A 22,712-nucleotide genomic window follows, 5' to 3' on the forward strand; every position below is an offset into this window, starting at 1 on the left:
ATCTTGATAGCCGAGATTATCGACTGCTGAGTTATGCTGCAACCGGGACAACGACAAGGGGAGAAGCGACGCAACGTGGCAGGGCACGGCATGTACCGGCGGCGTGACACCCGACGCGAACACCTGGTCGCCGAGATCACCAACGACCTCCGGCGGTACGCCGTGGACGCCCAGCACGTCGCGCACGCCTTCGCCGGCCTGCACGGACTCGGCGGCACCGACCTCCAGGCGCTGATCGCGGTGATGGACGCCGAGCTGCGCGGCGACCCGATCACCCCCGGTCGCCTCGGCGAGCAGCTCAACCTCTCCTCCGGCTCGGTCACCGCCCTGGTGGACCGGCTGGAACGGGCCGGGCACCTGCGCCGTGACCGCGACCTCACCGACCGGCGCAAGATCCTGCTGCACTACGCCGAACGGGGCGCCGCCGTGGCGCTGGAGTTCTTCCGGCCGCTCGGTGCCCGGACCGACGCGGTGATGGCCGACTTCACCGACGCCGAGCTGGAGGTCGTGCACCGGTTCATGGTGGGGATGAGCGCCTCGCTGCGGCAGCACCGCGACGACGTCCGCGCCGCCCGTCCGGACCCACCCCGACGCCGGGCGGAGTAGATGCTCACCCGGCTCGCCGCCGGCCTGCTGCGGCTGCCTCCCGCCCGCGCCCGGGTCACCCTGACCCGTGACCTGCCGGTGCGGGCGCGCGACGGTGTGATTCTGCGCACCGACCACTACGCGCCGGACCCGCCCACCGCCCCCACCGTGCTGATCCGCACTCCGTACGGGCGGGGCGGGCCGATGCGACTGCTCGGCCGGCTCGTCGCCGCCCACGGCTACCACGTGGTGATCCAGTCCTGCCGGGGCACGTACGGCTCGGGCGGTGCCTTCGAGCCCCTCGTGCACGAGCGCACCGACGGTCTCGACACCCTCGACTGGTTGCGCCGGCAACCCTGGTACACCGGCGCGTTCGGCATGTTCGGCGCCAGCTACCAGGGCTTCGTGCAGTGGGCGCTGGCCGCCGAGGCCGGCGACGAGCTACGCGCCCTGGTCGCCGTGGTGACCGCCTCCTCCACCCGCGACTCCACCTACGCGGGGGAGTCGTTCTCCCTGGACACCGTGCTGACCTGGGCGGAACTGCTCCAGGCGCAGACCGTGCCCTGGCTGGCCCGGCAGTGGGAACTCAAACGCGGCCAGCCCCGCCTCGCCGCCGCGCTGGCCCACCTGCCGTTGGTCGAGGCGGACCGGATCGCCACCGGGATCACCGTCCCGTTCTTCCAGGAATGGCTGCGCCACCACACCCCCGACGCGGCGTACTGGCACGACCGGGTCTTCGACGGCCGGCTCGCCGAGGTGCGCGCCCCGGTGCTGATGGTCAGCGGCTGGCACGACATCTTCCTGCCCGCCCAGCTCGCCGACCACGCGGCCCTGCGGGCCGCCGGCACCCCCCGCCGGCTGACCGTCGGCCCGTGGACCCACGGCAGCCCCGGGCTGCTGCTCGCCGCGCTGCGGGAGGGGCTGGACTGGCTGGACACCCACCTCGCCGGCCGGCGTCCCGCCGCCGGCACCGCGCCGGTACGGGTGCACGTCGGTGGGGACGGTGGCGGCTGGCGGGACCTGCCGGACTGGCCGCCGCCGGGCGGGCGGAGCAGGTGGCACCTGCACCCCGGGGCGGCGCTGCGACCCGAGCCCCCGGGACCGTCCCGCCCCGACCGGTTCCGGTACGACCCGGCCGACCCGACTCCGTCGCTGGGTGGTCCGTTGCTGGTCGCCCAACGGGCCGGACCGGTGGACAACCGTCCGGTCGAGGCCCGTCCCGACGTGCTCACCTTCACCAGTGCTCCGCTGGCCGCGCCGCTGGAGGTCGTCGGCCCGGTGCACGCCGAGGTGTACGTCCGCAGCGAACTGGCGCACCTGGACGTGTTCGTCCGGCTCTGTGACGTGGATCCGCGCGGGCGGTCCTGGAACGTCTGTGACGGACTGGTGCGGCTCTGGCCGGACCGCTTCCCGGCCGACGGGACCGGCGCGGTCCGGGTGCCGGTGCCGCTCTGGCCCGTGGCGCACCGTTTCGCTCCCGGACACCGGCTACGGGTCCAGGTCAGCGGTGGCGCGCATCCCCGCTACGCCCGTAACCCCGGCACCGGGGAGCCGCTCGGCACGGCAGTCACCCTGCGGGCCGGGTGGCGGGAGGTGCTGCACGATCCGGCGCACCCGTCGGCGGTGCACCTGCCGGTGCCGTGACGCACGCGGTGGCGGCGCCCCCGGACGGGTGCGCCGCCACCGGCACGGTCTACAGCGGGCGGACGTTGTCCGCCTGCGGACCCTTCTGACCCTGGGTCACCTCGAACTCGACCTTCTGTCCCTCGTTCAACTCACGGTAGCCACTCGTCGCGATGGCGGAGTAGTGGACGAAGACGTCCGGCCCTCCGCCGTCCTGCTCGATGAAGCCGAAACCCTTTTCCGAGTTGAACCACTTGACCGTGCCGGTTGCCATGCATCTCTCCCTGTTGCCATGGGAGACCACCGGCGTTCGACCGATGATCGCCCTGTACCACCCCGACAGTAACCGCCCGCGCGATCCTGCGCTGGCCGAAGTGCCGTGTCGGGATGCGAAAGCGTCCCGTCGTCGCGCCGATGACGGCATGCTTGCCGGGATGGACGGTGCCACGCGGGACGCGGCCGCCGCGTTGCGGCGGGAGATTCGTGTGCCCGGCGGCGGTCCCGACCGGCTGCGACTGCTGCCGACCCCGCTGGTGCCCGAGGTGCGGCTGCACGTCGCCGAGGACGCCATCCTCTGGTGGGCCCGGATGGAGGCGAACGCCGGGCAGCGGCTGCCCGCCCCCTACTGGGCCTCGGCCTGGGCGGGCGGCCAGGCACTGGCCCGCTACCTCCTGGACCATCCCCGGGTCGCGGCCGGCCGTCGGGTGCTCGACCTGGCCACCGGCTCGGGTCTGGTGGCCATCGCCGCCGCCCTGACCGGAGCGGTGCGGGTCCGGGCCAGCGACATCGACCCGTACGCGGTGGCCGCCGTGGGCCTCAACGCGCACGTCAACCGGGTGACCGTGGACGCCACCACCGCCGACCTGCTCGACACCGACGGCGGCGACGTCGACCTGCTGCTGGCCGGGGACGTCTTCTACGACCGGCCGATGGCCGAGCGGGTACTGCCCTTCCTGGAACGGGTCGCCGGCCGTGGCGTGGACGTGCTGGTCGGGGATCCGGGACGGGGCTACCTGCCGGAGGAACGGCTGGAGGCGGTCGCCGTCTACCGGGTGCCCAGCACCGAACCCGCCGTCGAGTCGCCGGTACGCCAGGTACGGATCATGCGCCCGCGCCGCCGTCGCGGCTGACACCCGGGTCCGGGGCTCCGGGTCGTTCTCAGGGAAAATCCGGGGCCGAAGCCCCATGTGCGCGGTGGTGGCCCCGGCATAGCCTCGACGGCATGACGGACTGGTTGACCCAGATCGGAGAGCTCCCCACCCTGCTGCTGATGGGGGTGCTCGGGATGGTCATGCTCTTCGACGCCATCCCGCTGCTCGGCGTGCTCGTCCCCGGCGACGTGGCGGTGCTGGCGGCGGTCGGGGTGGGCCAGCCCGCTGCGACGTTCGCCTCCTTCGCCGCGGTCGTCGGAGGCTGCCTGGCCGGCTGGTCGGCGAGCTTCCTGGTCGGCCGCCACTACGGTGGGCGGCTGCGGGCCAGCCGCGTCGGAGGCTGGATCGGGGAGGACCGCTGGGCCGCCGCCGAGGGGATCCTGCACCGGGGCGGCGGGCGGATGGTGCTGGTCGCCCCCTTCCTGCCGGTGTTCAACGCGCTGCTGCCGCTCGCGGCCGGCGGGCTGCGGATGCCGTACCGGCGCTTCGTGGCCTGCGCCGCCTCGGGCGCGGTGCTCTGGGCGGGGCTCTACGTCGTGCTGGGCTCGCTGGCCCGGTCGCTGGGCGGCCTGCTGCCGGGAGACTCCGCCGCCTGGGGCACCCTGGCGTTCGGGATGATCTTCGGAATGGTGGTGCTGCTGGCCAGCCGCCGTCGGCTGCGCGCCGCCGCCGTCGTCCCGGCGTCCTGAAAGGCCCCACCCCGGTCGGGGGTGGAGGTGGTCCGGCACGCCCCCGCCGGCACGCGGGACGTCACTCCTCGCCGCCGTCGTCCGTCCGGTCGTCGGGGGCGTCGAGCAGGTCGAGCAGGGTCGGCCCGTCGGGCTGTTCCGACCGGGGCCGGGGGATGTACGGCGGGAGAAGGCCGAGGTGCCGGGCGCACGCCTCGCCGTAGCCGTCGTAGAGGCGTCCCCTGGTCACCGGGTGCCGGCAGCGGCGGCAGCGCAGCGGCGGCGGGTCGGGCAGCAGCGGTTCGGTCATGGTCGGTCCTCGCTGGCGGTGTGCTGTCGCGTCGACGCGCCTTTGCGCGCGGGTGAGCCGGCGGGCGGCCGTCTCCCGGGCGAGCGGCCCGGAGCCGACGGTCGGTCGGTCCCGGGCCTCCTGTCCACGCGTGCCGGCCTACCAGCCGCGCGCCCGCCACTGCGGCACCGCCAGGCGTTCCGCGCCGAGCGTCGAGTCCTTGCCGTGGCCGGGGTAGAACCAGGTCTCGTCGGGCAGCCGGTCGAACAGCTTGTGCTCGACGTCGTCGATCAGCGAGGCGAACCGCTCCGGGTCCTTGTCGGTGTTCCCGACACCGCCGGGGAACAAGGAGTCCCCGGTGAGCAGGTGCGGGGTGCCGGCCGGGTCCCGGTAGAGCAGGGCGATCGAGCCGGGGGTGTGCCCGACGATGTGGATCACCTCCAGCGCGCAGTCGCCGACCGGGACGGTGTCGCCGTCGGCCAGCGTCTCCGACGCGATCGGCAGCCCCTCGGCGTCGGCCTCGTGCACCAGCGACCGGGCGCCGGTCGCCGCCACCACCTCCTCCAGGGCAACCCAGTGGTCCATGTGCCGGTGCGTGGTGACCACGGCGGCCAGGCCGGCGTCGCCGACCAGGTCGAGCAGGCGGGGTGCCTCGTTGGCCGCGTCGACGAGCACCTGGTCGCCGGTGGCCCGGCAGCGCAGCAGATAGGCGTTGTTGTCCATCGGCCCCACCGACAGCTTGGTGATGGTGAGCCGGTCGAGCTCGCGCACGGCCGGCGGGCCGCCGGGGGTGACGTCTCCGCGATAGGTCATCGGGGTTCTACATCCATTCGGGTGGGAGCGGGAGGGGTCCGTCGGGAACGACGGTGAGGGTCCGACCGTCGAAGCGGCCGGTGAGCCAGGCGGCCAGCTCGCAGGCGGGCCCGGTGATCGTCGGAGCGTGCTCGGCGGCGCCGACGACGAGCTGGTGCCGGACACCGTCGAAGCGCAGCACCATGGCGGGGGCGTCGGTCCGGTCGGCGAGCCCGGCGGTCACCTCGTGCAGCAGCCGGTGGGCGAACGGCTCCGACCAGTCGGCCGGGCGGTAGTCGGCGGCGAGGTCGACGTGGTGCACCTCGATCTCCCGCAGCCGGGCCCAGACGAGGGTGGCCGCCGGCAACGGGCGACCGCTCCGTCCCTGGACCGTGGCGGCCCATGCCTCGGCCGGCATGGCGGCGACCGCCTCGGTGAACCGGTCGGCGCACAGGCGCAGGTCGTCCAAGAGCGCCTCGGGCGGCCGGGCCGCGCCGGCGGTGATCTCGGTCTCCCGGGCGGTGGCGCTGGCGTACATCGGGACGTGCTCGCCGGTGCGGGCGGCGGTGAGCAGGTTGACCAGCCCGTCGGCGTTGCGGGCCAGGTGGGCCAGGACGTGCCCGCGCGTCCAGCCGGGTAGCAGCGACGCGGCGGAGAGGTCGGTGCCGTCGAAGCGCGCGGCGGTGCGGAACAGGCGGTCCGTGGCGGCGTCCACCTCGCCCGTGAGCAGAAGCGGATCAGTCACCTGGCGACCCTATCCCCAACCGTGCCGCCCCGCTGACGGAAATCGGTTTCGGCGTGTCGGTGTGCCACCTACCGTCGACGGCAACGCAGGCGACGGCTTCGGACGGGGGGTGGGTTTCCGCTGGCCGCGTGCCCGCCAACCACTCGTTCGCGACCGATGGGGATGCCATGACGATCGATCTCACCGCTCTCGGCTGGGACGCCGCCCGCGCGGCGGCCACCCGGCCCGGGCAGCGTCCCGGCCGGGTGGCCCGGGTCGACCGGGGGGTCTGCACGGTGCTCTGCGCCGAGGGGCCGGTCCGGGCGAGTCTGGGCGGTGCGGTCCTGGCCGCCGCCGCACGTGACCTGACCAGCCTGCCCTGCGCCGGCGACTGGGTGCTGCTGGGCACCTGGCCGGACGGCCCGGTCACCGTGGAGCGGGTGCTGCCCCGCCGGACGGCGCTCGTCCGGCGCACCGCCGGTCGGGACGCCAGCGGGCAGGTGCTGGCGGCGAACCTGGACGCCGTCGCCGTGGTCGAGCCGGTGCATCCCGCGCCGGACGTCGCGCGGCTGGAGCGGCTGCTCTCCCTGGTGCACGCCTCCGGCGCCCGGCCGCTGGTCGTGCTCAGCAAGGCCGACCTCGCGGCGGACGCGGCGGCGGTGGCCCGCCACCTGGCCCAGGCCGCCCCGGGTGTGCCGGTGCTGCCGGTCAGCGCGGAGCGTGGGACGGGGCTCGACCCGCTGCGTGCCGAGATCGTCCCGGGCCGGACGCTCGGGCTGCTCGGGATCTCCGGGGCGGGCAAGTCGAGCCTGGTCAACGCGTTGGCCGGGGTGGAGGTGATGCCCACCCAGGCGATCCGGCGGGTCGACGGCAAGGGGCGGCACACGACCACCTGGCGGGCGCTGGTGCCCATTCCCGGCGGTGGCGCGGTCCTGGACACCCCGGGCGTTCGGGCGGTCGGGCTGCTCGACGGTGCTGACGGCCTGGACCGCGCGTTCGCCGACGTCACGGAGCTGGCCTCGACGTGCCGGTTCGCCGACTGCGGGCACGGGGTCGAGCCGGGGTGCGCGGTCCGGACCGCGCTGGAGACCGGCGAGCTGACCGCGCGCCGCTGGGAGAGCTGGCGCAAGCTGCAACGGGAGCTGGCCTTCGAGAGCCGGCGGCGGGAGTCCCGGCTGGCCGCCGAGCGGCGGGGCGGTTGGCGGCGCGGGCGGCGGCACACCGCCCGGCCCTGAGCCCCGCCCGGCCCGGCGACCGGTGAAACGGCGGTCGCCGGGCCGGGCACACCCATGCTGAGCTGGGGGAATGCGTCGGCGCGGGAAAGTGTCGTACCCCGGGGCTAGAGTTGCCGGGGCGCTTTCCTGCGCCGCAAGGACCGCTCGGATCGCCATCAGAGTGGGACAGATCGCATCTTCTTCTCTCAAATCATGGAGTACTCGGACAGTGGCCGACCGCCTGATTATCCGTGGCGCGCGCGAGCACAACCTGCGTGACGTCAGTCTCGACCTGCCCCGGGACGCGCTGATCGTCTTCACCGGGCTCTCCGGGTCGGGCAAGTCGAGCCTGGCGTTCGACACGATCTTCGCCGAGGGGCAGCGGCGGTACGTGGAGTCGCTGTCCTCGTACGCCCGGCAGTTCCTCGGCCAGATGGACAAGCCCGACGTCGACTTCATCGAGGGGCTCAGCCCGGCCGTCTCCATCGACCAGAAGTCGACCTCGCGCAACCCGCGCTCCACCGTCGGCACCATCACCGAGGTCTACGACTACCTCCGGCTGTTCTTCGCCCGGGTCGGCGAACCGCACTGCCCGGTCTGCGGGGAGCGGATCTCCCGGCAGAGCCCGCAGCAGATCGTCGACCGGGTGCTCGCCATGACCGAGGGCACCCGGTTCATGGTGCTCGCCCCGGTGATCCGCGGGCGCAAGGGCGAGTACGTCGACCTCTTCGCCGAACTCCAGGCCAAGGGGTACGCCCGCGCCCGGGTCGACGGCGTGGTGCACCCGCTGACCGAGCCGCCGAAGCTGAAGAAGCAGGAGAAGCACACCATCGAGGTGGTGATCGACCGGCTCACCGTCAAGCCCAGCGCCAAGCAGCGGCTCACCGACTCGGTCGAGGCCGCGCTCGGGCTCTCCGGCGGACTGGTCCTGCTCGACTTCGTGGACCTGCCGGAGGACGACCCGGGCCGCGAGCGCCGGTACTCCGAGCACCTGGCCTGCCCGAACGACCACCCGCTCGCCATCGAGGACCTGGAACCCCGGGTGTTCTCCTTCAACGCCCCGTACGGTGCCTGCCCGGAGTGCACCGGTCTGGGCACCAAGAAGGAGGTCGACCCGGAGCTGATCATCCCCGACCCGGAGCGCACCCTGCGCGAGGGCGCGATCCAGCCCTGGGGCACCGGGCACAACCTGGAGTACTTCCTCCGCCTGCTGGAGGCGCTCGGCGAGAGCGAGCACTTCGACCTGGACACCCCGTGGCGGGCGCTGCCCGCGCGGGTGCAGAAGACCATCCTGCACGGCTCCGGCGACCAGGTGCACGTGCGCTACCGCAACAAGTACGGCCGTGAGCGCTCCTACTACACCGGCTTCGAGGGCGTGGTGCAGTGGATCGAGCGCCGGCACACCGACACCGAGTCGGAGTGGTCCCGGGACAAGTACGAGGGCTACATGCGGGACGTGCCCTGCGCGGCCTGCGGTGGCGCCCGGCTCAAGCCGGAGGTGCTGGCGGTCACCGTGGCCGGCAAGAGCATCGCCGAGGTGTGCAACCTGTCGGTGGGGGAGTGCGCTGATCTGCTCGCCGGTATCGAGCTGACCGACCGGCAGAAGATGATCGCCGAGCGGGTACTCAAGGAGATCAACGCCCGGCTGCGGTTCCTGCTCGACGTCGGCCTGGACTACCTCTCCCTCGACCGCCCGGCGGGCACCCTCTCCGGCGGCGAGGCACAGCGGATCCGGCTGGCCACCCAGATCGGCTCCGGCCTGGTCGGCGTGCTCTACGTGCTCGACGAGCCGTCGATCGGCCTGCACCAGCGGGACAACCACCGCCTGATCGAGACTCTGCTGCGGCTGCGCGGTCTGGGCAACACGCTGATCGTGGTCGAGCACGACGAGGACACCATCCGGGTCGCCGACTGGATCGTCGACATCGGTCCGGGCGCGGGCGAGCACGGCGGGCGGATCGTGCACTCCGGCTCGGTGCCCGCCCTGCTGGAGAACCCGGAGTCGGTGACCGGGGCGTACCTCTCCGGGCGGAAGTCGATCCCGACGCCACCGCAGCGCCGCCCGCAGACTCCCGACCGGGAACTGGTCGTGCACGGCGCGCGCGAGCACAACCTGCGCAACCTGACCGTGGCGTTCCCGCTGGGGCAGCTCATCGCGGTCACCGGGGTCAGCGGCTCGGGCAAGTCGACCCTGGTCAACGACATCCTCTACGCGGTGCTGGCCAACCAGATCAACGGGGCCCGGTTGGTGCCCGGCCGGCACACCCGGATCACCGGCCTGGAGCAGGTCGACAAGGTCGTCGGCGTCGACCAGTCGCCGATTGGGCGGACCCCCCGCTCGAACCCGGCCACCTACACCGGGGTCTGGGACCACGTCCGCAAGCTCTTCGCGGAGACCACCGAGGCGAAGGTCCGGGGGTACGGCCCGGGTCGGTTCTCGTTCAACGTCAAGGGCGGCCGGTGCGAGGCGTGCTCCGGTGACGGCACCATCAAGATCGAGATGAACTTCCTGCCCGACGTGTACGTCCCCTGTGAGGTCTGCAAGGGCGCCCGGTACAACCGGGAGACCCTGGAGGTGCACTACAAGGGCCGGACCGTCGCCGAGGTGCTGGACATGCCGATCGAGGAGGCGGCCGAGTTCTTCTCCGCGATCCCGGCGATCCACCGGCACCTGAAGACCCTGGTCGACGTCGGCCTCGGCTACGTCCGGCTCGGCCAGCCCGCCCCGACGCTGTCCGGCGGGGAGGCCCAGCGGGTCAAGCTCGCCTCCGAGTTGCAGAAGCGCTCCACCGGCCGGACGGTCTACGTGCTCGACGAGCCCACCACCGGCCTGCACTTCGAGGACATCCGCAAGCTGCTGATGGTCCTGGAGGGGCTGGTCGACAAGGGCAACACGGTGATCACGATCGAGCACAACCTCGACGTGATCAAGAGCGCGGACTGGCTGATCGACATGGGTCCGGAGGGTGGCCACCGGGGCGGCACCGTGCTCGCCACCGGCACCCCGGAGGAGGTCGCCGAGGTCGCCGAGAGCCACACCGGCCAGTTCCTGCGCCCGGTGCTCGGCCTCGACGGTGCGGCCCGGGGCGCGGCGGCGGCCACCGGCCGGGCCGCGAAGGCCAACGCCGGCCGTGCCCGCACCACCCGGCGGACGCCGGTCCGGTCCCGCTGAGGTGAGCGGGGTGTCGCCCCGACGGTGGCTGAACCGTCCGGCACAGTGGTCCGTGTTCCCTGGTGTGGCCGCGGATCATGGAGGGCGGCACGGAGTGCGAGAAAGAGGTTGGGCATGAGTGACGACAACGGGCCGACCGGGCCGGCCACCCGACGCACCCTGCTCGCCGGGGCCGGCGCGGTCGGCGCGGCGGTCGTCCTGACCGCCTGTGGCGGTGACGACGAGCCGACCGGCTCCACCGCCCCGACCAGCGGCGGTCCGGACGTGTCGCCCAGTGCCGACGCGGGCGGCGACCGGGACGCGGCCGACGGCGTCGTCGCCACCGCCGACGTCCCGGTCGGCGGCGGGGTCATCCTCGCCAGCAAGGGTGTGGTGGTCACCCAGCCCAGCGCCGGGGTGTTCAAGGGCTTCAGTCCGATCTGCACGCACCAGAAGTGCCCGGTGTCGCGGATCGACGGCGGCACCATCATCTGCACCTGCCACAACAGCAGGTTCTCGATCGAGGACGGCGCGGTGAAGGGCGGCCCGGCGAAGAAGCCGCTGCCGGCGAAGGAGATCGTCGTCGACGGCGACCAGATCCGGCTGGCCTGACGCGGCACCGGCGTGGCCGGCACGGTGTCCCGTGCCGGCCACGCCGGACCCGTCGCCCGCCGACGAACGGCGGGTCAGCGGGCGTACACCGCCATCTCCCAGAGGGAGAAGCCGTGGGTGGTGGCCCGGGTCAGGCCGCGCATCCGGACGTACCGGGCGGTCTCGGTGGGGAAGGCGAGCGCATCGGTGCCGCCGTCGCCGGCCGTGGTCGACCAGGCGGTCCGCCAGGTGCTCCCGTCGGTGGAGACCTCGATCCGGTACGACCGCGCGTACGCCGCCTCCCAGGCCAGCACCACCCGGCCGACCGGTCGGGCCGACCCCAGGTCAACGGTGAGCCACTGGTCGTCGGACTTCGAGCTGGCCCACCGGGTGCCCAGGTCCCCGTCCACCGCCCGCGCGGCGGGGTAGCCGAGCTGGCTGCTCGACGCGGTCACCGGCCGCTGCGCGGCCAGGTTGGTCAGGTCGTCGCCGCGCTTGGCCGGGAACGAGACGACCTGCTGGTAGGTGGGACGGTTCTGCCAGGCGATCGGGGCGTGGGTGATCCCGCCCAGCGGTGACTGGACGATCGCGTCGGCGCACCACTGGTCGCCGGCCGCGCAGGTGGCGTCCCCCGGGTAGGTCTGGGTGGCCGGGGTCGCCGCCGCCGCGCCGAGCGTGTCGAGCAGGATCTGCCGACAGCCGGCCAGGCCGCCGTTGCCGCAGTGGGTGCGGCCGAGGCCACCGGCGACCGGGTCGCCGAGCACCGCGCGCAGGTCCTTGTCGACCCAGCCCCACCAGCCGTACTGGAACGCCGAGCCCTTGTGGGTCTGGGTGGTGCTCGCCGACCCGGGCAGGGTCGACTTGTCGCCGGCCTGGTGGCCGGAGGGGGACTCGTTGATCGCGAGGGTGTTCACCAGCGCCTGGTAGAGGTCCGCGCCGAGCGGCTCTTTGAACATGCCCCGGACCAGCAGCGGCCACCAGGCGTCGAAGGTGCGGATCGCCTCGGCGTGCCGGTAGACCTTCGAGCCCTTCGCGGTCTCCACCCGCAGCGCGCCGTCCTGCCGCCACGCCTTGAGCCGGCTGATCTCGGCGGCCAGGGTGGCGTCGGTGACCGGCTGGCTCTCCAGCACCCGGATCAGCTCGTCGAGCACCTCGATGCCGCGCAGGTCGGTCAGGCCGGCCCGTTCCACCAGCGAGGTGAGCGAGGCCTGGTCGAACTTCTGGCCGGCGGCGATCGCCGCCTTGATCGGCTTGTCGAGCAGGTCGCCCCGGTGCACCGCGCCGAAGCTGAAGTTGCCGTCGGCCGCGCCGAAGTCCTTGGCCTGCTTGTTGTTCCAGCTGACGTAGTAGTCCTGGTTCCTCGACTGCGGGTGGGTGGCCGGCGCGGCGTACCGGGCGGTGTTGGTCGCCGGGTCGTAGCCCTGCCACTCGTACGCCGGCTCGGCCCGCATCGGCAGGTTCGGGTTGGCTCCGGTGGCGCGCAGCGGGTGCAGGCCGGAGGTCACGTACGCCGACTCGGTGGAGTTGACGTAGAACCAGTTGAACGCGTACTCGACGGTGTTGGCCGAGGCGATGAAGGCGTCGGCGGAGCCCATCTGGGCCGGGTCGTTGAACAGTTGGAAGCCGATCGCCGAGACGGCCTCGTGCCGGTAGGTGGAGCGCAGCTGGGTGAAGGCGTGCGGCCGGCCGCCCACCGTGCCCCGCCAGGCCACCAGGCCGAGCTTCGTCCGCCAGGCGACCAGCCGGTACGACCCGGCCGGCGTGCCGTCGGCCAGGGTGGGCTTCCACGTGTTGACGTGGGACAGCTTCTCCATCGGCAGGCACTGGCCGCGGAAGAGGTAGTGGTCGCTGGTCGGCGTCGGCGCGCTGCCGTCGGGCGTGCAGAGCGGCACGGCGTACGTGTCGGTGATGTCCTGGTTGGCGGAGGTGGCGCTCCAGGCGTAGTCCTGGCCCCGGCCGAGCAGGACGTAGAGGTTCAGGCCGGCGAAGGCGGCGCCCCGGGCGCTGATCCCCGGCCCCTGCAACTCCTGCACCATCAGCAGTTGCGGGGCGAAGTAGCCGGTCTGCGGGCCGAAGACGGCGACCGGGTGGCCGGTCTTCGAGTGCGCGGCGGAGATCACGGCGGCGTTGGACATGCCCCGGTGGGCCGGGCTGATGGTCAGCCCGGAGAGCGCGGCGGCCAGGTCCGCGCCCCGGGTGGCGGCGTTGCTGCCGGCGGAGCCCGTGGGGTCGGTGAAGACCGGCTCGGGACGGGCCGAGCCGGCGTCGGGCAGCACCACGCTCGGGGCGTTCGGGTCGGCGGCGCCGTACGGGAAGCTCTGCCCGTCGTGCAGGGTCAGGACGGCCTCCGGGTCGTTCTGCCCCCGGAAGGCGTTCCACACCCGGTCGCCCTCGGTCGGGCCGTACTTGGCCCGAGCGGCGATCCGGACCAGCGCGGACTGCATCTCGGTGCCGCCCCCGCCGCCGAACAGACCGCCGACCACCCCGGCGATGGCGATCAGGTCGGTCATCGTGAACGGCTTCGGGCCGCCCTCGTTGGTGATCGCGTCGAGGTGCCCGGTCAGTACGTACTCACCCGGGCAGTTGCGGTCGTCCATGCAGTCCCGGACGTAGGCGTTGATGCCGGCGATGTACTCCTGCACGTCGGCGTAGAGCTGCTCGCCGCGCGGACCCCTGCCGCGCAGCGCGTCGACCTGCGCCTGGAGGTCGGCCTCGGTGTACGGCGAGTTGCGCCAGACGCTCTGCTCCAGGGCCCGGTTGCCGGGCGCGCCACCGGCGAACGGGGTGAGGGTGCCCCGCCCGACGTGCCGGAGCAGGTCGATGGTGAAGAGCCGGTCCTCGGCCCCGGCGTACCCGGCGCCGTACATGGTGCCGCCCCGGGTGGTGCCGGTGATGTGCGGGACGCCGGTGGCCCGGTCCCGCACGATCCGCACGTCGGCACGGGGCGAGTAGTCCCGTTCGACCTGGCCGGGCGGCACGCCGAAGGAGGCGTCGTTGAAGAACGAGCCGAGCTGGTCCTCGCGCAACCCGGCGTAGCCGTAGACCAGGTCGGCGTAGCGGCCGAGCTGGTCGCCGGAGTGCCGGGGCATGGTGCCGAGGGTCTGGTGGGCGAGGATCTCCACCAGCGTGGCGTTGCCGTTCTGGCCGGGCGGCACGATGTCGCCGCACTCGCCCAGGCAGTAGTCGTCGGCGGCGAACGTGGTGGTGCCGGTGACCTTCGGGGCGACGGCGGGTGCGCCGGCCGCCGGGGGCGGGGTGGGGGAGACGAGCAGGGCGGCGAGGCCGACGACGGCGGTCGCGCCGGCCAGCAGGCGGCGGGTGGTGGCGGGACGGGGCATGTGATCCTCCGGACCCTGGGGATCATGGCGTGGGACGGACGTGCCGGGTGTGACGTGAAGAACATTCGGTTACCGGATGGTAGGCCGGACCGGCCGGCATGGGAAGACATCAATCGAGGTCCCTGCCCGAGGTGTTGAGCGCGCGGCCATTGCTCGATAGCCTTCGATTTCTGGCGCCGTCGCCGGACCGGGCGGTGGCGCACCGTCGAAAGGGGACCCACCGGATGATCGCCGTACGCCTGCTCGCGTCGGCGGCGCTGCTCGCCGCCCTGGTCCCCACGCCGGCACCCGCCGCGGCGGCGTCCCCGCCGGCCGTCGCCACGGGCGCCTTCTCGGTGCTCACCTACAACGTCGCCGGCCTGCCCGAACCCCTCTCCGGCAGCAACCCGGCCGTCAACACCGGGCCGATCGGGGAGCGGGTCAACGCGTACGACATCGTGCACGTCCAGGAGGACTTCAACTACCACGCCGACCTGTACGCCACCGACCGCCATCCGCACCGGACCCGGACCAGCGGCGGCGTGCCGTTCGGCAGCGGCCTGAACACCATGTCGAACCTGCCGTTCTCGGACTTCCAGCGGGTGACCTGGAACCGGTGCGCCGGTGCCGACTGCCTCACCCCGAAGGGCTTCACCGCCTCCCGTATCCGGCTGGCCGAGGGGGTGTACGTCGACTTCTACAACGTGCACGCCAACGCCGGCAGCGGCGAGCGGGACCTCGCCGCCCGGCGGGACAACCTCGCCCAGCTCTCCGCGTACATCACGGCCAACTCGGTCGGCAACGCGGTGGTGGTGATGGGCGACCTCAACGTCCGCTACACCCGCACCGGCGACACCATCCGGGAGCTGGTCGCCGCCAACGGCCTGACCGACGCCTGGGTGCAGCAGGAGCGCGGCGGGGTGCCCCCGGCGCTCGGCAGCCCCGCGTTGACCTGCGATCCGGCCAACGTCACCAACGCCTGCGAGGTGGTCGACAAGATTCTCTACCGGAGCAACCCGTCGGTCCGGCTCGACCTGGTCCGCTACGCCACCGAGCACCAGCGGTTCCTGGACCCGGCCGGCGAGCCGCTCTCCGACCACTACCCGCACGCCGCCTGGTTCTCCTGGCGCCTCGCCGCCTGATCGCCCCGGGGGGCGCCGGCGGGCGGTCGTGGACGGACCAGCCGGCCGGCGACGCCTGAGGCGGCCCGCCGGAGGCCGGGAGTGTCGGTGCCGGCGACTAGGCTCGCAGGTGTGGCCGATCCGTCGACGTACCGCCCCGCTCCCGGCACCATCCCCGAGTCCCCGGGGGTCTACCGGTTCCGCGACGGCACCGGCCGGGTCGTCTACGTCGGCAAGGCCAAGAACCTGCGCAGCCGCCTCAACTCCTACTTCGCCGACCCGGTCGGGCTGCACCAGCGCACCCGGCAGATGGTCTTCACCGCCGAGTCGGTGGAGTGGACGTCGGTGGCCACCGAGGTCGAGGCGCTCCAGCAGGAGTTCACCGAGATCAAGCAGTACGACCCGCGGTTCAACGTCCGGTACCGGGACGACAAGTCGTACCCGTACCTCGCCGTCACCCTCGACGAGGAGTACCCCCGGCTCCAGGTGATGCGCGGCGCGAAGCGCCGGGGGGTGCGCTACTTCGGGCCGTACTCGCACGCCTGGGCGATCCGCGAGACGCTCGACCTGCTGCTGCGGGTCTTCCCGGCGCGGACCTGCTCCGCCGGGGTCTTCAAGCGGGCCGGTCAGGTCGGCCGGCCCTGCCTGCTCGGGTACATCGGCAAGTGCTCCGCACCCTGCGTGGGCACCGTCACCGCCGAGCAGCACCGGGACATCGTCGACGCCTTCTGCGACTTCATGGCCGGCCGCACCGACACGATGGTCCGCAAGCTCGAACGGGAGATGACCGAGGCGAGCGAGCAGCTGGAGTTCGAGCGGGCCGCCCGGCTCCGGGACGACGTCGCCGCCCTGCGCCGGGCGATGGAGAAGCAGACCGTCGTGCTCGGCGACGGCACCGACGCCGACGTGGTCGCCTTCGCCGACGACCCCCTGGAGGCCGCCGTCCAGGTCTTCCACGTCCGCGACGGCCGGGTCCGGGGCCAGCGCGGCTGGGTGGTGGAGAAGACCGAGGAGCTGACCACGGGCGACCTCGTCCACCACTTCTGCACCCAGGTGTACGGCGGCGAGCAGGGCGAGGCCGACCTGCCCCGCGAGCTGCTCGTGCCGGAGCTGCCCGGGGACGCCGACGCCCTCGCGGACTGGCTCTCCGCCCGCCGGGGCAGCCGGGTCACCCTGCGGGTGCCGCAGCGCGGTGACAAGCGGGCCCTGCTGGAGACGGTCGGCCGTAACGCGAAGGACGTCCTCGCCCGGCACAAGCTACGCCGCGCCGGTGACCTGACCACCCGCGGCAAGGCGCTCGACGAGATCGCCGAGGCGCTCGGGATGGACACCGTCCCGCTGCGCGTCGAGTGTTACGACGTCTCCCAGATCCAGGGCACCGACGTGGTGGCCAGCATGGTGGTCTTCGAGGACGGCCTGCCGCGCAAGAGCGAGTACCGCCGGTTCATCGTGCGGGGCGCGACCGACGACCTGTCCGCCATGTCCGAGGTGCTGCGCCGCCGGTTCGCCCGCTACCTGGACACCCGCGCCGAGACCGGCGAGATCGGCGAGGAGACGGCCGCCGACCCGGACCGGCCCGGTGTGGACCCGACCACCGGTCGGCCCCGCCGGTTCGCGTACCCGCCGCAGCTGGTGGTGGTCGACGGCGGCCCGCCACAGGTGGCCGCCGCCGCGGCGGCCCTGGCCGACCTGGGCGTCGACGACGTGGCGCTCTGCGGACTCGCCAAGCGACTGGAGGAGGTCTGGGTCCCCGACGACGAGTTCCCGGTCGTCCTGCCGCGCACCTCCGAGGCGCTCTACCTGCTGCAACGCGTCCGCGACGAGGCGCACCGGTTCGCCATCACCTTCCACCGGCAGCGCCGCTCCAAGCGGATGACCGAGTCCGCGCTGGACACCGTGCCCGGCCTGGGCGAGGTCCGCCGCAAGGCGCTGCTGCGGCACTTCGGCTCGCTGAAGCGGGTCGCGGCGGCCAGCGTCGACGAGATCACCGAGGTCCCCGGCATCGGCCCGCGCACCGCCGAGGCGATCCTCGCCGCGCTCGGCGCGGGCGAGCAGCCCGCCCGCTCCTGAGATCAGGTCACTCGGCGAGGACGGCGAGGATCTGCTCCCCGTACTTGGCGAGCTTGTTCTCCCCGACGCCGCTGATCCCGGACAGTCCCGCCAGGGAGGTCGGGGCGTCGGTGGCGATCTGCCGCAGGGTGGCGTCGTGGAAGATCACGTACGCGGGCACGCCCTGCTCCTTGGCGGTCGCCGCGCGCCAGGCCCGCAGCCGCTCGAACAGCGGCGCGGCCTCCGGCGACAGCTCGACGACAGCGGTGGCCCCGCCCCGGGCCGCCTTCGCGGCCTTCCCGGCCGACACCGGGCGCTCCGGCTCGCGGCGCATCATCACGGTGCGCCGCCGGCCGAGCACCTCGGCGCTGGCGTCGGTCAGCACGAGGGTGCCGTAGTCGCCCTCCACGGTGAGCAGCCCCTCGGCGAGGAGTTGGCGCACCACGCCCCGCCACTCGGCCTCGCGCAGGTCGGTACCGATGCCGAAGGTGCTCAGCGCGTCGTGGCCGTACTGGGCGACCTTGTCGTTGCTCCGCCCCAGCAGGATGTCGATGCAGTGCCCCGCGCCGAACTTCTGGTTGCGCTCCCGGTGCAGCCGGTACACCGTCGAGAGCAGCTTCTGCGCGGCGACGGTGCCGTCCCAGGACTCCGGCGGGTGCAGGCAGGTGTCGCAGTTGCCGCAGGGCCCCGTCGCCGGTTGGCCGAAGTACTCCAGGAGCTGCCCGCGCCGGCAGCGGACCGTCTCGCAGAGGGCGAGCATCGCGTCCAGGTGGGCGGCCAGGTTGCGCCGGTGGACGAGGTCGCCCTCCGAGGTGTCGATCATCTTGCGCTGCTGGACGACATCCTGGAGGCCGTACGCCAGCCAGGCGGTCGACGGCAGGCCGTCCCGCCCGGCGCGGCCGGTCTCCTGGTAGTAGCCCTCCACCGACTTCGGCAGGTCGAGGTGGGCGACGAAGCGGACGTCGGGCTTGTCGATGCCCATGCCGAAGGCGATGGTCGCCACCATCACCAGGCCGTCGGAGCGCAGGAACCGCTGCTGGTTGGCGGCGCGGGTGGCCGCGTCCAACCCCGCGTGGTACGGCAGCGCGGCGACGCCGTTGGCCACCAGGAACTCGGCGGTCTTGTCGACCGAGGCCCGGGAGAGGCAGTAGACGATGCCGGCGTCGCCGGGGTGCTCGTCGCGCAGCAGGCTCAGCAACTGCTTGCGCGGCTCCCGTTTCGGCACGATCCGGTACTGGATGTTGGGCCGGTCGAAGCTGGCCACGAAGTGCCGGGCGTCGGTCAGCTTGAGCCGGGTGGCGATCTCGGTCCGGGTCGCGGAGGTCGCGGTGGCGGTCAGCGCGATGCGCGGCACCCCGGGCCAGCGCTCGTGCAGCATCGACAGGTTCAGGTAGTCGGGGCGGAAGTCGTGGCCCCACTGCGCCACGCAGTGCGCCTCGTCGATCGCGAACAGCGCGATCCGGCCCCGGTCGAGCAGGTCCAGCGTGCCCCGGCTGCCCAGCGCCTCGGGCGCGAGGTAGAGCAGGTCGATCTCGCCGGCCACGAACTCCGCCTCGACCAGGCGGCGGGTGTCCAGGTCGAGCGTCGAGTTGAGGAAGCCGGCCCGGACCCCGACCGCCCGCAGCGCGTCGACCTGGTCCTGCATCAGCGCGATCAGCGGCGAGACGACCACCGCCACGCCGTCGCGCAGCAGCGCGGGGATCTGGTAACAGAGCGACTTGCCGCCGCCGGTCGGCATCAGCACCAGGGCGTCGCCGCCGCCGGCCACGTGGTCGACGATCTCCTGCTGGAAGCCCCGGAACGAGTCGTAGCCGAACACCCGCCGCAGCACGTCCAGCGGGGTCTCGGTACGCAACGCGGCGGGGGAGTCCATCGGGGGATTGTACGAGCGCCGGGTGACGCCGGACTCGTGTGGTCGGCGCGGCGGCGGAACCCGGCACGACGGCCGGGGCGCGCCGGGCGGGCGGTGAGCGGGCTCGGGGGTCGACGGGCCCGGCGCGGGATAGAGTCGCTCACTGACGATCGCGGTCGGTGGTGGCCGCAGGGGCACCGCCGGGGGGTAGCAGGTGAACGAGGCGCTGACAGGCCGGTCTCCGGCGGCTGAGGGCTCCACACCCGTGGAGTCGTCCGCCGTGACGGGGGGTGAGCCGTACGTCGAGGGGGAGACCAGCCTGGTCGTCGTCACCGGGCTCTCCGGCGGCGGCCGCAGCACGGTGGCCCGCGCGCTGGAGAACGTCGGCTACTACGTGGTCGACAACCTGCCGCAGGCGCTCCTGCTCGACATGGCCGAGCTGGCGTCCAAGGCCGGCGGCGCGGCCCGGCGTACCGCGATGGTGCTGGACGTGCGCTCGCGCGCCTTCTCCACCGACCTGGCCGGCGCCATCCGGGAGCTGAAGGAGCGGGGCTTCTCCCCGCGCGTGGTCTTCGTCGACGCCGACGACGAGGTGCTCATCCGGCGGTTCGAAAGCGTCCGCCGCTCGCACCCGTTGCAGGGCGACGGTCGGCTCGCCGACGGCATCGCGGTCGAGCGCAGCCTGCTGGAGGAGGCCCGGGACAAGGCCGACGTGATCATCGACACCAGCCACCTGAACGTCAACCAGCTCCGGCGGCGCATCGAGGAACTCTTCGGCGAGGAGGACGCCCGGCGGCTGCGGGTCACCGTGCTCTCCTTCGGCTTCAAGTACGGTCTCCCGCCCGACGCCGACTTCGTGCTCGACGCCCGGTTCCTGCCGAACCCGTTCTGGGTGCCGGACCTGCGCGAGCAGACCGGCCGGGACGCGCCGGTCAGCGAGTACGTGCTCGGCCAGGAGGGCGCCGAGGCGTTCGTGTCGGCCTACGCCGACCTGGTCAACGCCACCACCGCCGGCTTCGAGCGGGAGGGGAAGCGGTACCTGACCGTGGCGGTGGGCTGTACCGGGGGCAAGCACCGCAGCGTGGCGATCACCGAGGAGCTGGCCGGGAGGCTGCGCCACTCCGGTCTCGCCGCCAACGCCCAGCACCGGGACCTGGGGCGCGAATGACGGCGACGAAGGTGGTGGCCTTCGGCGGCGGGCACGGCCTGTCCGCGTCGCTGCGCGCGCTGCGCCGGTGCGCCCCCGAACTCGACCTCGACATCACCGCCGTGGTGACCGTGGGTGACGACGGCGGTTCCAGCGGTCGGTTGCGCGCCGCCCGGGGCGGGTTGCCCCCCGGCGACCTCCGTCAGGCGCTGGTCGCCCTGGCCGGGGACCATCCGGCCACCCGGCGCAGCGCGCGACTGTTCCAGCACCGGTTCGCCCGCACCGGCGCCGGCGCCACGGCCCCGACCGGCGCCACGGCCCTGGCCGACGTCGTGGTCGCTGCCGGCGCCGCGTTCGGCGGCGGTACGCCGTCCACCCGCGGCCCGGCGGGACGGCACCCGGCCGACGGGGTGCCGACGCCGGCCGCCGGGGTGCCCGGACCGGCCGGGAACGGGGACCGCCCCGCCGGCAGCTGCGCCGACGGCCTGGACGGGCACGCGGTCGGCAACCTGGTGCTGTTCGGCCTGATGGAACTGCTCGGCGACCCGGTGGTCGCACTGGAGCACGCCGGCACCATGCTCGGCACGGTCGGTCGGGTCCTCCCGATGTCCTGCGAGCCGGTCGGCATCGAGGCGCAGGTGCGGGGCGCGGACCCGACCCGCCCGGACGAGGTGCGCACGGTACGGGGCCAGCACCAGGTGGCGGTCACCACCGGCCGGGTGGAGGCGCTCCGGCTCACCCCGGCCGCGCCGGTCGCCTGCCCGGAGGCGGTCACCGCGATCCGGGACGCCGACTGGCTGATCTTCGGGCCGGGGAGCTGGTACACCAGCGTCCTGCCGCACCTGCTGGTGCCCGGCCTGGCCGCCGCGATCGTCGCCAGCCCGGCCCGGCGGCTGGTCACCCTGAACCTCTCCGCCGAGAAGGAGACCCTCGGGCTCTCCGCCGCCGGCCACCTCGCCGCGCTGCGCCGCTACCTTCCGGAGCTGACGGCCGACTGCGTGCTCGCCGACGCACGGGTGGTGAAGGACCCGGAGTCGCTGGCTCGTGCGGCAGAATCCCTGGGTGCCCGGCTCGTGCTCGCCCCGGTCGCCGTCGCCGACGGCAGCTCCCGGCACGATCCGGCCGCCCTGGGCGCCGCCCTGGTGCCTGTCCTGGGCGCCGCTCGTTAAGCACCTACGTAATCACCGGTCGTTAAGCACCTACGTAAGCACCGGCGGCACGCCGGAACCGGTCCGTGAGGGGACGCACAATGGCGATGACGGCTGCGGTCAAGGACGAGCTGAGTCGGGTCGACGTGCCCAAGCCGTGCTGCCGGCGGGCGGAGATGACCGCCCTGCTGCGGTTCGCCGGCGGGCTGCACATCGTCTCCGGTCGGGTGGTGGTCGAGGCGGAGCTGGACACCGGGGCGACCGCCCGCCGGCTGCGCCGGGAGGTCGCCGAGGTCTACGGCTACCCGAGTGAGATCCACGTACTCGCCTCCGGTGGCCTGCGCAAGGGCAGCCACTTCATCGTCCGGGTGGTCAAGGACGGCGAGTCACTGGCCCGGCAGACCGGGCTGCTGGACGTCCGGGGCCGTCCGGTGCGCGGCCTGCCGCCGCACGTGGTCGCCGCGAACGTCTGCTGCGCGGTGTCCGCCTGGCGGGGGGCGTTCATGGCACACGGCTCGCTGACCGAGCCGGGCCGGTCCAGCGCCCTGGAGATCACCTGCCCCGGCCCGGAGTCGGCCCTCGCCCTGGTCGGCGCGGCCCGCCGGATCGGGATCACCGCCAAGAACCGCGAGGTGCGCGGCGTGGACCGGGTGGTGGTCAAGGACGGCGACGCGATCGCCGCGCTGCTCACCCGGGTCGGTGCCCACTCCAGCGTGCTGGCGTGGGAGGAGCGCCGGGTGCGGCGCGAGGTCCGGGCCACGGCCAACCGGCTGGCCAACTTCGACGACGCCAACCTGCGCCGTTCGGCGCGGGCCGCGGTCGCCGCCGCCGCCCGGGTGACCCGGGCGCTGGAGATCCTCGCCGAGGACGCTCCCGAGCACCTCACCTCCGCCGGTCGCCTCCGGCTGGAGCACCGGCAGGCCTCCCTGGAGGAACTCGGCGCGCTGGCCGACCCGCCGCTGACCAAGGACGCCATCGCCGGCCGGATCCGCCGGCTGCTCGCGCTCGCCGACAAGCGCGCCCGCGACATCGGCATCCCCGATACGGAAGCGGCAGTCACGCCCGACATGCTCGTGGTCTGATAGGACGGTGGGCTGCTGGCGGCGTCCGGGTTCACGCCCCGGCGCAGCGAGCTGTCGTGCGCTCGGATAGGGTCGCAGCGTACGGCAAGGGAGCCGGCAACCGGCTTCCCCCGCCGTACCCACCGCCTCGGCGGTCTGGTCCGTGCGACCGCGGCGGGGTGGCCGAGATGAACTGTCGACGGCCGGCTCCAACGGTCGGCGCACACCA

At 73.5% G+C, this 22,712-nt stretch carries 18 protein-coding genes; 12 read left to right on the forward strand and 6 right to left on the reverse strand.

The window, feature by feature from the left end; genetic code table 11:
* Window positions 1-90: 90 nt before the first annotated feature.
* Entirely contained in the window at window positions 91-606 is a 516-nt protein-coding gene (locus AB0F58_RS12070; protein WP_357141876.1) for a MarR family transcriptional regulator, read from the forward strand.
* Complete coding sequence (locus tag AB0F58_RS12075; RefSeq protein WP_357141713.1) at window positions 607-2,229, forward strand: CocE/NonD family hydrolase; 1,623 nt, start codon at window positions 607-609, stop codon at window positions 2,227-2,229.
* Window positions 2,230-2,278: 49 nt separating this feature from the next.
* Here the strand turns inward: AB0F58_RS12075 and AB0F58_RS12080 are convergent, their stop codons facing one another.
* Window positions 2,279-2,482, reverse strand: a complete 204-nt coding sequence (locus tag AB0F58_RS12080; RefSeq protein ID WP_088983014.1) for a cold-shock protein — start codon at window positions 2,480-2,482, stop codon at window positions 2,279-2,281.
* A gap of 160 nt (window positions 2,483-2,642) precedes the next feature.
* On the opposite strand from AB0F58_RS12080, the gene AB0F58_RS12085 reads away from it, so the two are divergent.
* Together AB0F58_RS12085 and AB0F58_RS12090 are read left to right on the forward strand one after the other, a co-directional pair.
* Window positions 2,643-3,338: a 50S ribosomal protein L11 methyltransferase gene (locus tag AB0F58_RS12085; RefSeq protein WP_357141717.1), complete on the forward strand. Its 696-nt coding sequence runs from the start codon at window positions 2,643-2,645 to the stop codon at window positions 3,336-3,338.
* Between the two features lie 92 nt (window positions 3,339-3,430).
* On the forward strand, window positions 3,431-4,048 hold the full coding sequence (locus tag AB0F58_RS12090; protein ID WP_357141720.1) for a VTT domain-containing protein: 618 nt from the start codon (window positions 3,431-3,433) through the stop codon (window positions 4,046-4,048).
* Between the two features lie 61 nt (window positions 4,049-4,109).
* On the opposite strand, the gene AB0F58_RS12095 is transcribed toward AB0F58_RS12090, so the two are convergent.
* The 3 genes from AB0F58_RS12095 to AB0F58_RS12105 form a co-directional block, all read right to left on the reverse strand.
* Window positions 4,110-4,337 carry a hypothetical protein gene (locus tag AB0F58_RS12095; RefSeq protein WP_357141722.1) on the reverse strand — a complete coding sequence of 76 codons (228 nt, stop codon included), beginning with the start codon at window positions 4,335-4,337 and terminating at the stop codon, window positions 4,110-4,112.
* Between the two features lie 138 nt (window positions 4,338-4,475).
* The gene (locus AB0F58_RS12100; RefSeq protein WP_357141725.1) at window positions 4,476-5,129 is read right to left on the reverse strand and encodes an MBL fold metallo-hydrolase; all 654 of its coding nucleotides are present in this window, start codon (window positions 5,127-5,129) and stop codon (window positions 4,476-4,478) included.
* A 7-nt stretch (window positions 5,130-5,136) separates the two neighbouring features.
* Window positions 5,137-5,853 (reverse strand): maleylpyruvate isomerase family mycothiol-dependent enzyme, encoded by a 717-nt coding sequence (locus tag AB0F58_RS12105; RefSeq protein ID WP_357141727.1) that lies wholly within the window; start codon window positions 5,851-5,853, stop codon window positions 5,137-5,139.
* A 167-nt stretch (window positions 5,854-6,020) separates the two neighbouring features.
* On the opposite strand from AB0F58_RS12105, the gene rsgA reads away from it, so the two are divergent.
* The 3 genes from rsgA (at window position 6,021) to AB0F58_RS12120 (ending at window position 10,809) form a co-directional block, all read left to right on the forward strand.
* Entirely contained in the window at window positions 6,021-7,067 is a 1,047-nt protein-coding gene (rsgA, locus tag AB0F58_RS12110; protein WP_357141730.1) for a ribosome small subunit-dependent GTPase A, read from the forward strand.
* 208 nt (window positions 7,068-7,275) lie between these two features.
* Entirely contained in the window at window positions 7,276-10,218 is a 2,943-nt protein-coding gene (gene uvrA / locus AB0F58_RS12115) for an excinuclease ABC subunit UvrA (RefSeq protein ID WP_357141733.1), read from the forward strand.
* Window positions 10,219-10,332: 114 nt separating this feature from the next.
* Window positions 10,333-10,809, forward strand: coding sequence for a Rieske (2Fe-2S) protein (locus AB0F58_RS12120; RefSeq protein WP_357141736.1), 477 nt, complete (start codon window positions 10,333-10,335; stop codon window positions 10,807-10,809).
* Window positions 10,810-10,883: 74 nt separating this feature from the next.
* On the opposite strand, the gene AB0F58_RS12125 is transcribed toward AB0F58_RS12120, so the two are convergent.
* On the reverse strand, window positions 10,884-14,126 hold the full coding sequence (locus AB0F58_RS12125; RefSeq protein ID WP_357141740.1) for a penicillin acylase family protein: 3,243 nt from the start codon (window positions 14,124-14,126) through the stop codon (window positions 10,884-10,886).
* Window positions 14,127-14,350: 224 nt separating this feature from the next.
* On the opposite strand from AB0F58_RS12125, the gene AB0F58_RS12130 reads away from it, so the two are divergent.
* Together AB0F58_RS12130 and uvrC are read left to right on the forward strand one after the other, a co-directional pair.
* On the forward strand, window positions 14,351-15,247 hold the full coding sequence (locus AB0F58_RS12130) for a hypothetical protein (RefSeq protein ID WP_357141743.1): 897 nt from the start codon (window positions 14,351-14,353) through the stop codon (window positions 15,245-15,247).
* Between the two features lie 111 nt (window positions 15,248-15,358).
* Window positions 15,359-17,296 carry an excinuclease ABC subunit UvrC gene (gene uvrC / locus AB0F58_RS12135; protein ID WP_357141746.1) on the forward strand — a complete coding sequence of 646 codons (1,938 nt, stop codon included), beginning with the start codon at window positions 15,359-15,361 and terminating at the stop codon, window positions 17,294-17,296.
* A 7-nt stretch (window positions 17,297-17,303) separates the two neighbouring features.
* On the opposite strand, the gene recQ is transcribed toward uvrC, so the two are convergent.
* Window positions 17,304-19,148: a DNA helicase RecQ gene (recQ, locus tag AB0F58_RS12140; protein WP_357141748.1), complete on the reverse strand. Its 1,845-nt coding sequence runs from the start codon at window positions 19,146-19,148 to the stop codon at window positions 17,304-17,306.
* 259 nt (window positions 19,149-19,407) lie between these two features.
* On the opposite strand from recQ, the gene rapZ reads away from it, so the two are divergent.
* The 3 genes from rapZ (at window position 19,408) to whiA (ending at window position 22,504) form a co-directional block, all read left to right on the forward strand.
* Window positions 19,408-20,295 carry an RNase adapter RapZ gene (rapZ, locus tag AB0F58_RS12145; RefSeq protein WP_357141751.1) on the forward strand — a complete coding sequence of 296 codons (888 nt, stop codon included), beginning with the start codon at window positions 19,408-19,410 and terminating at the stop codon, window positions 20,293-20,295.
* Window positions 20,292-21,443, forward strand: coding sequence for a 2-phospho-L-lactate transferase CofD family protein (locus tag AB0F58_RS12150; RefSeq protein WP_357141754.1), 1,152 nt, complete (start codon window positions 20,292-20,294; stop codon window positions 21,441-21,443). Before rapZ ends, AB0F58_RS12150 begins: the two co-directional genes overlap by 4 nt.
* A gap of 80 nt (window positions 21,444-21,523) precedes the next feature.
* Entirely contained in the window at window positions 21,524-22,504 is a 981-nt protein-coding gene (whiA, locus tag AB0F58_RS12155; RefSeq protein WP_357141757.1) for a DNA-binding protein WhiA, read from the forward strand.
* The last annotated feature ends 208 nt before the right edge of the window (window positions 22,505-22,712 follow it).

The organism is Micromonospora sp. NPDC023956 (assembly GCF_040639195.1).
In the GTDB taxonomy this organism is placed as follows: domain Bacteria; phylum Actinomycetota; class Actinomycetes; order Mycobacteriales; family Micromonosporaceae; genus Micromonospora.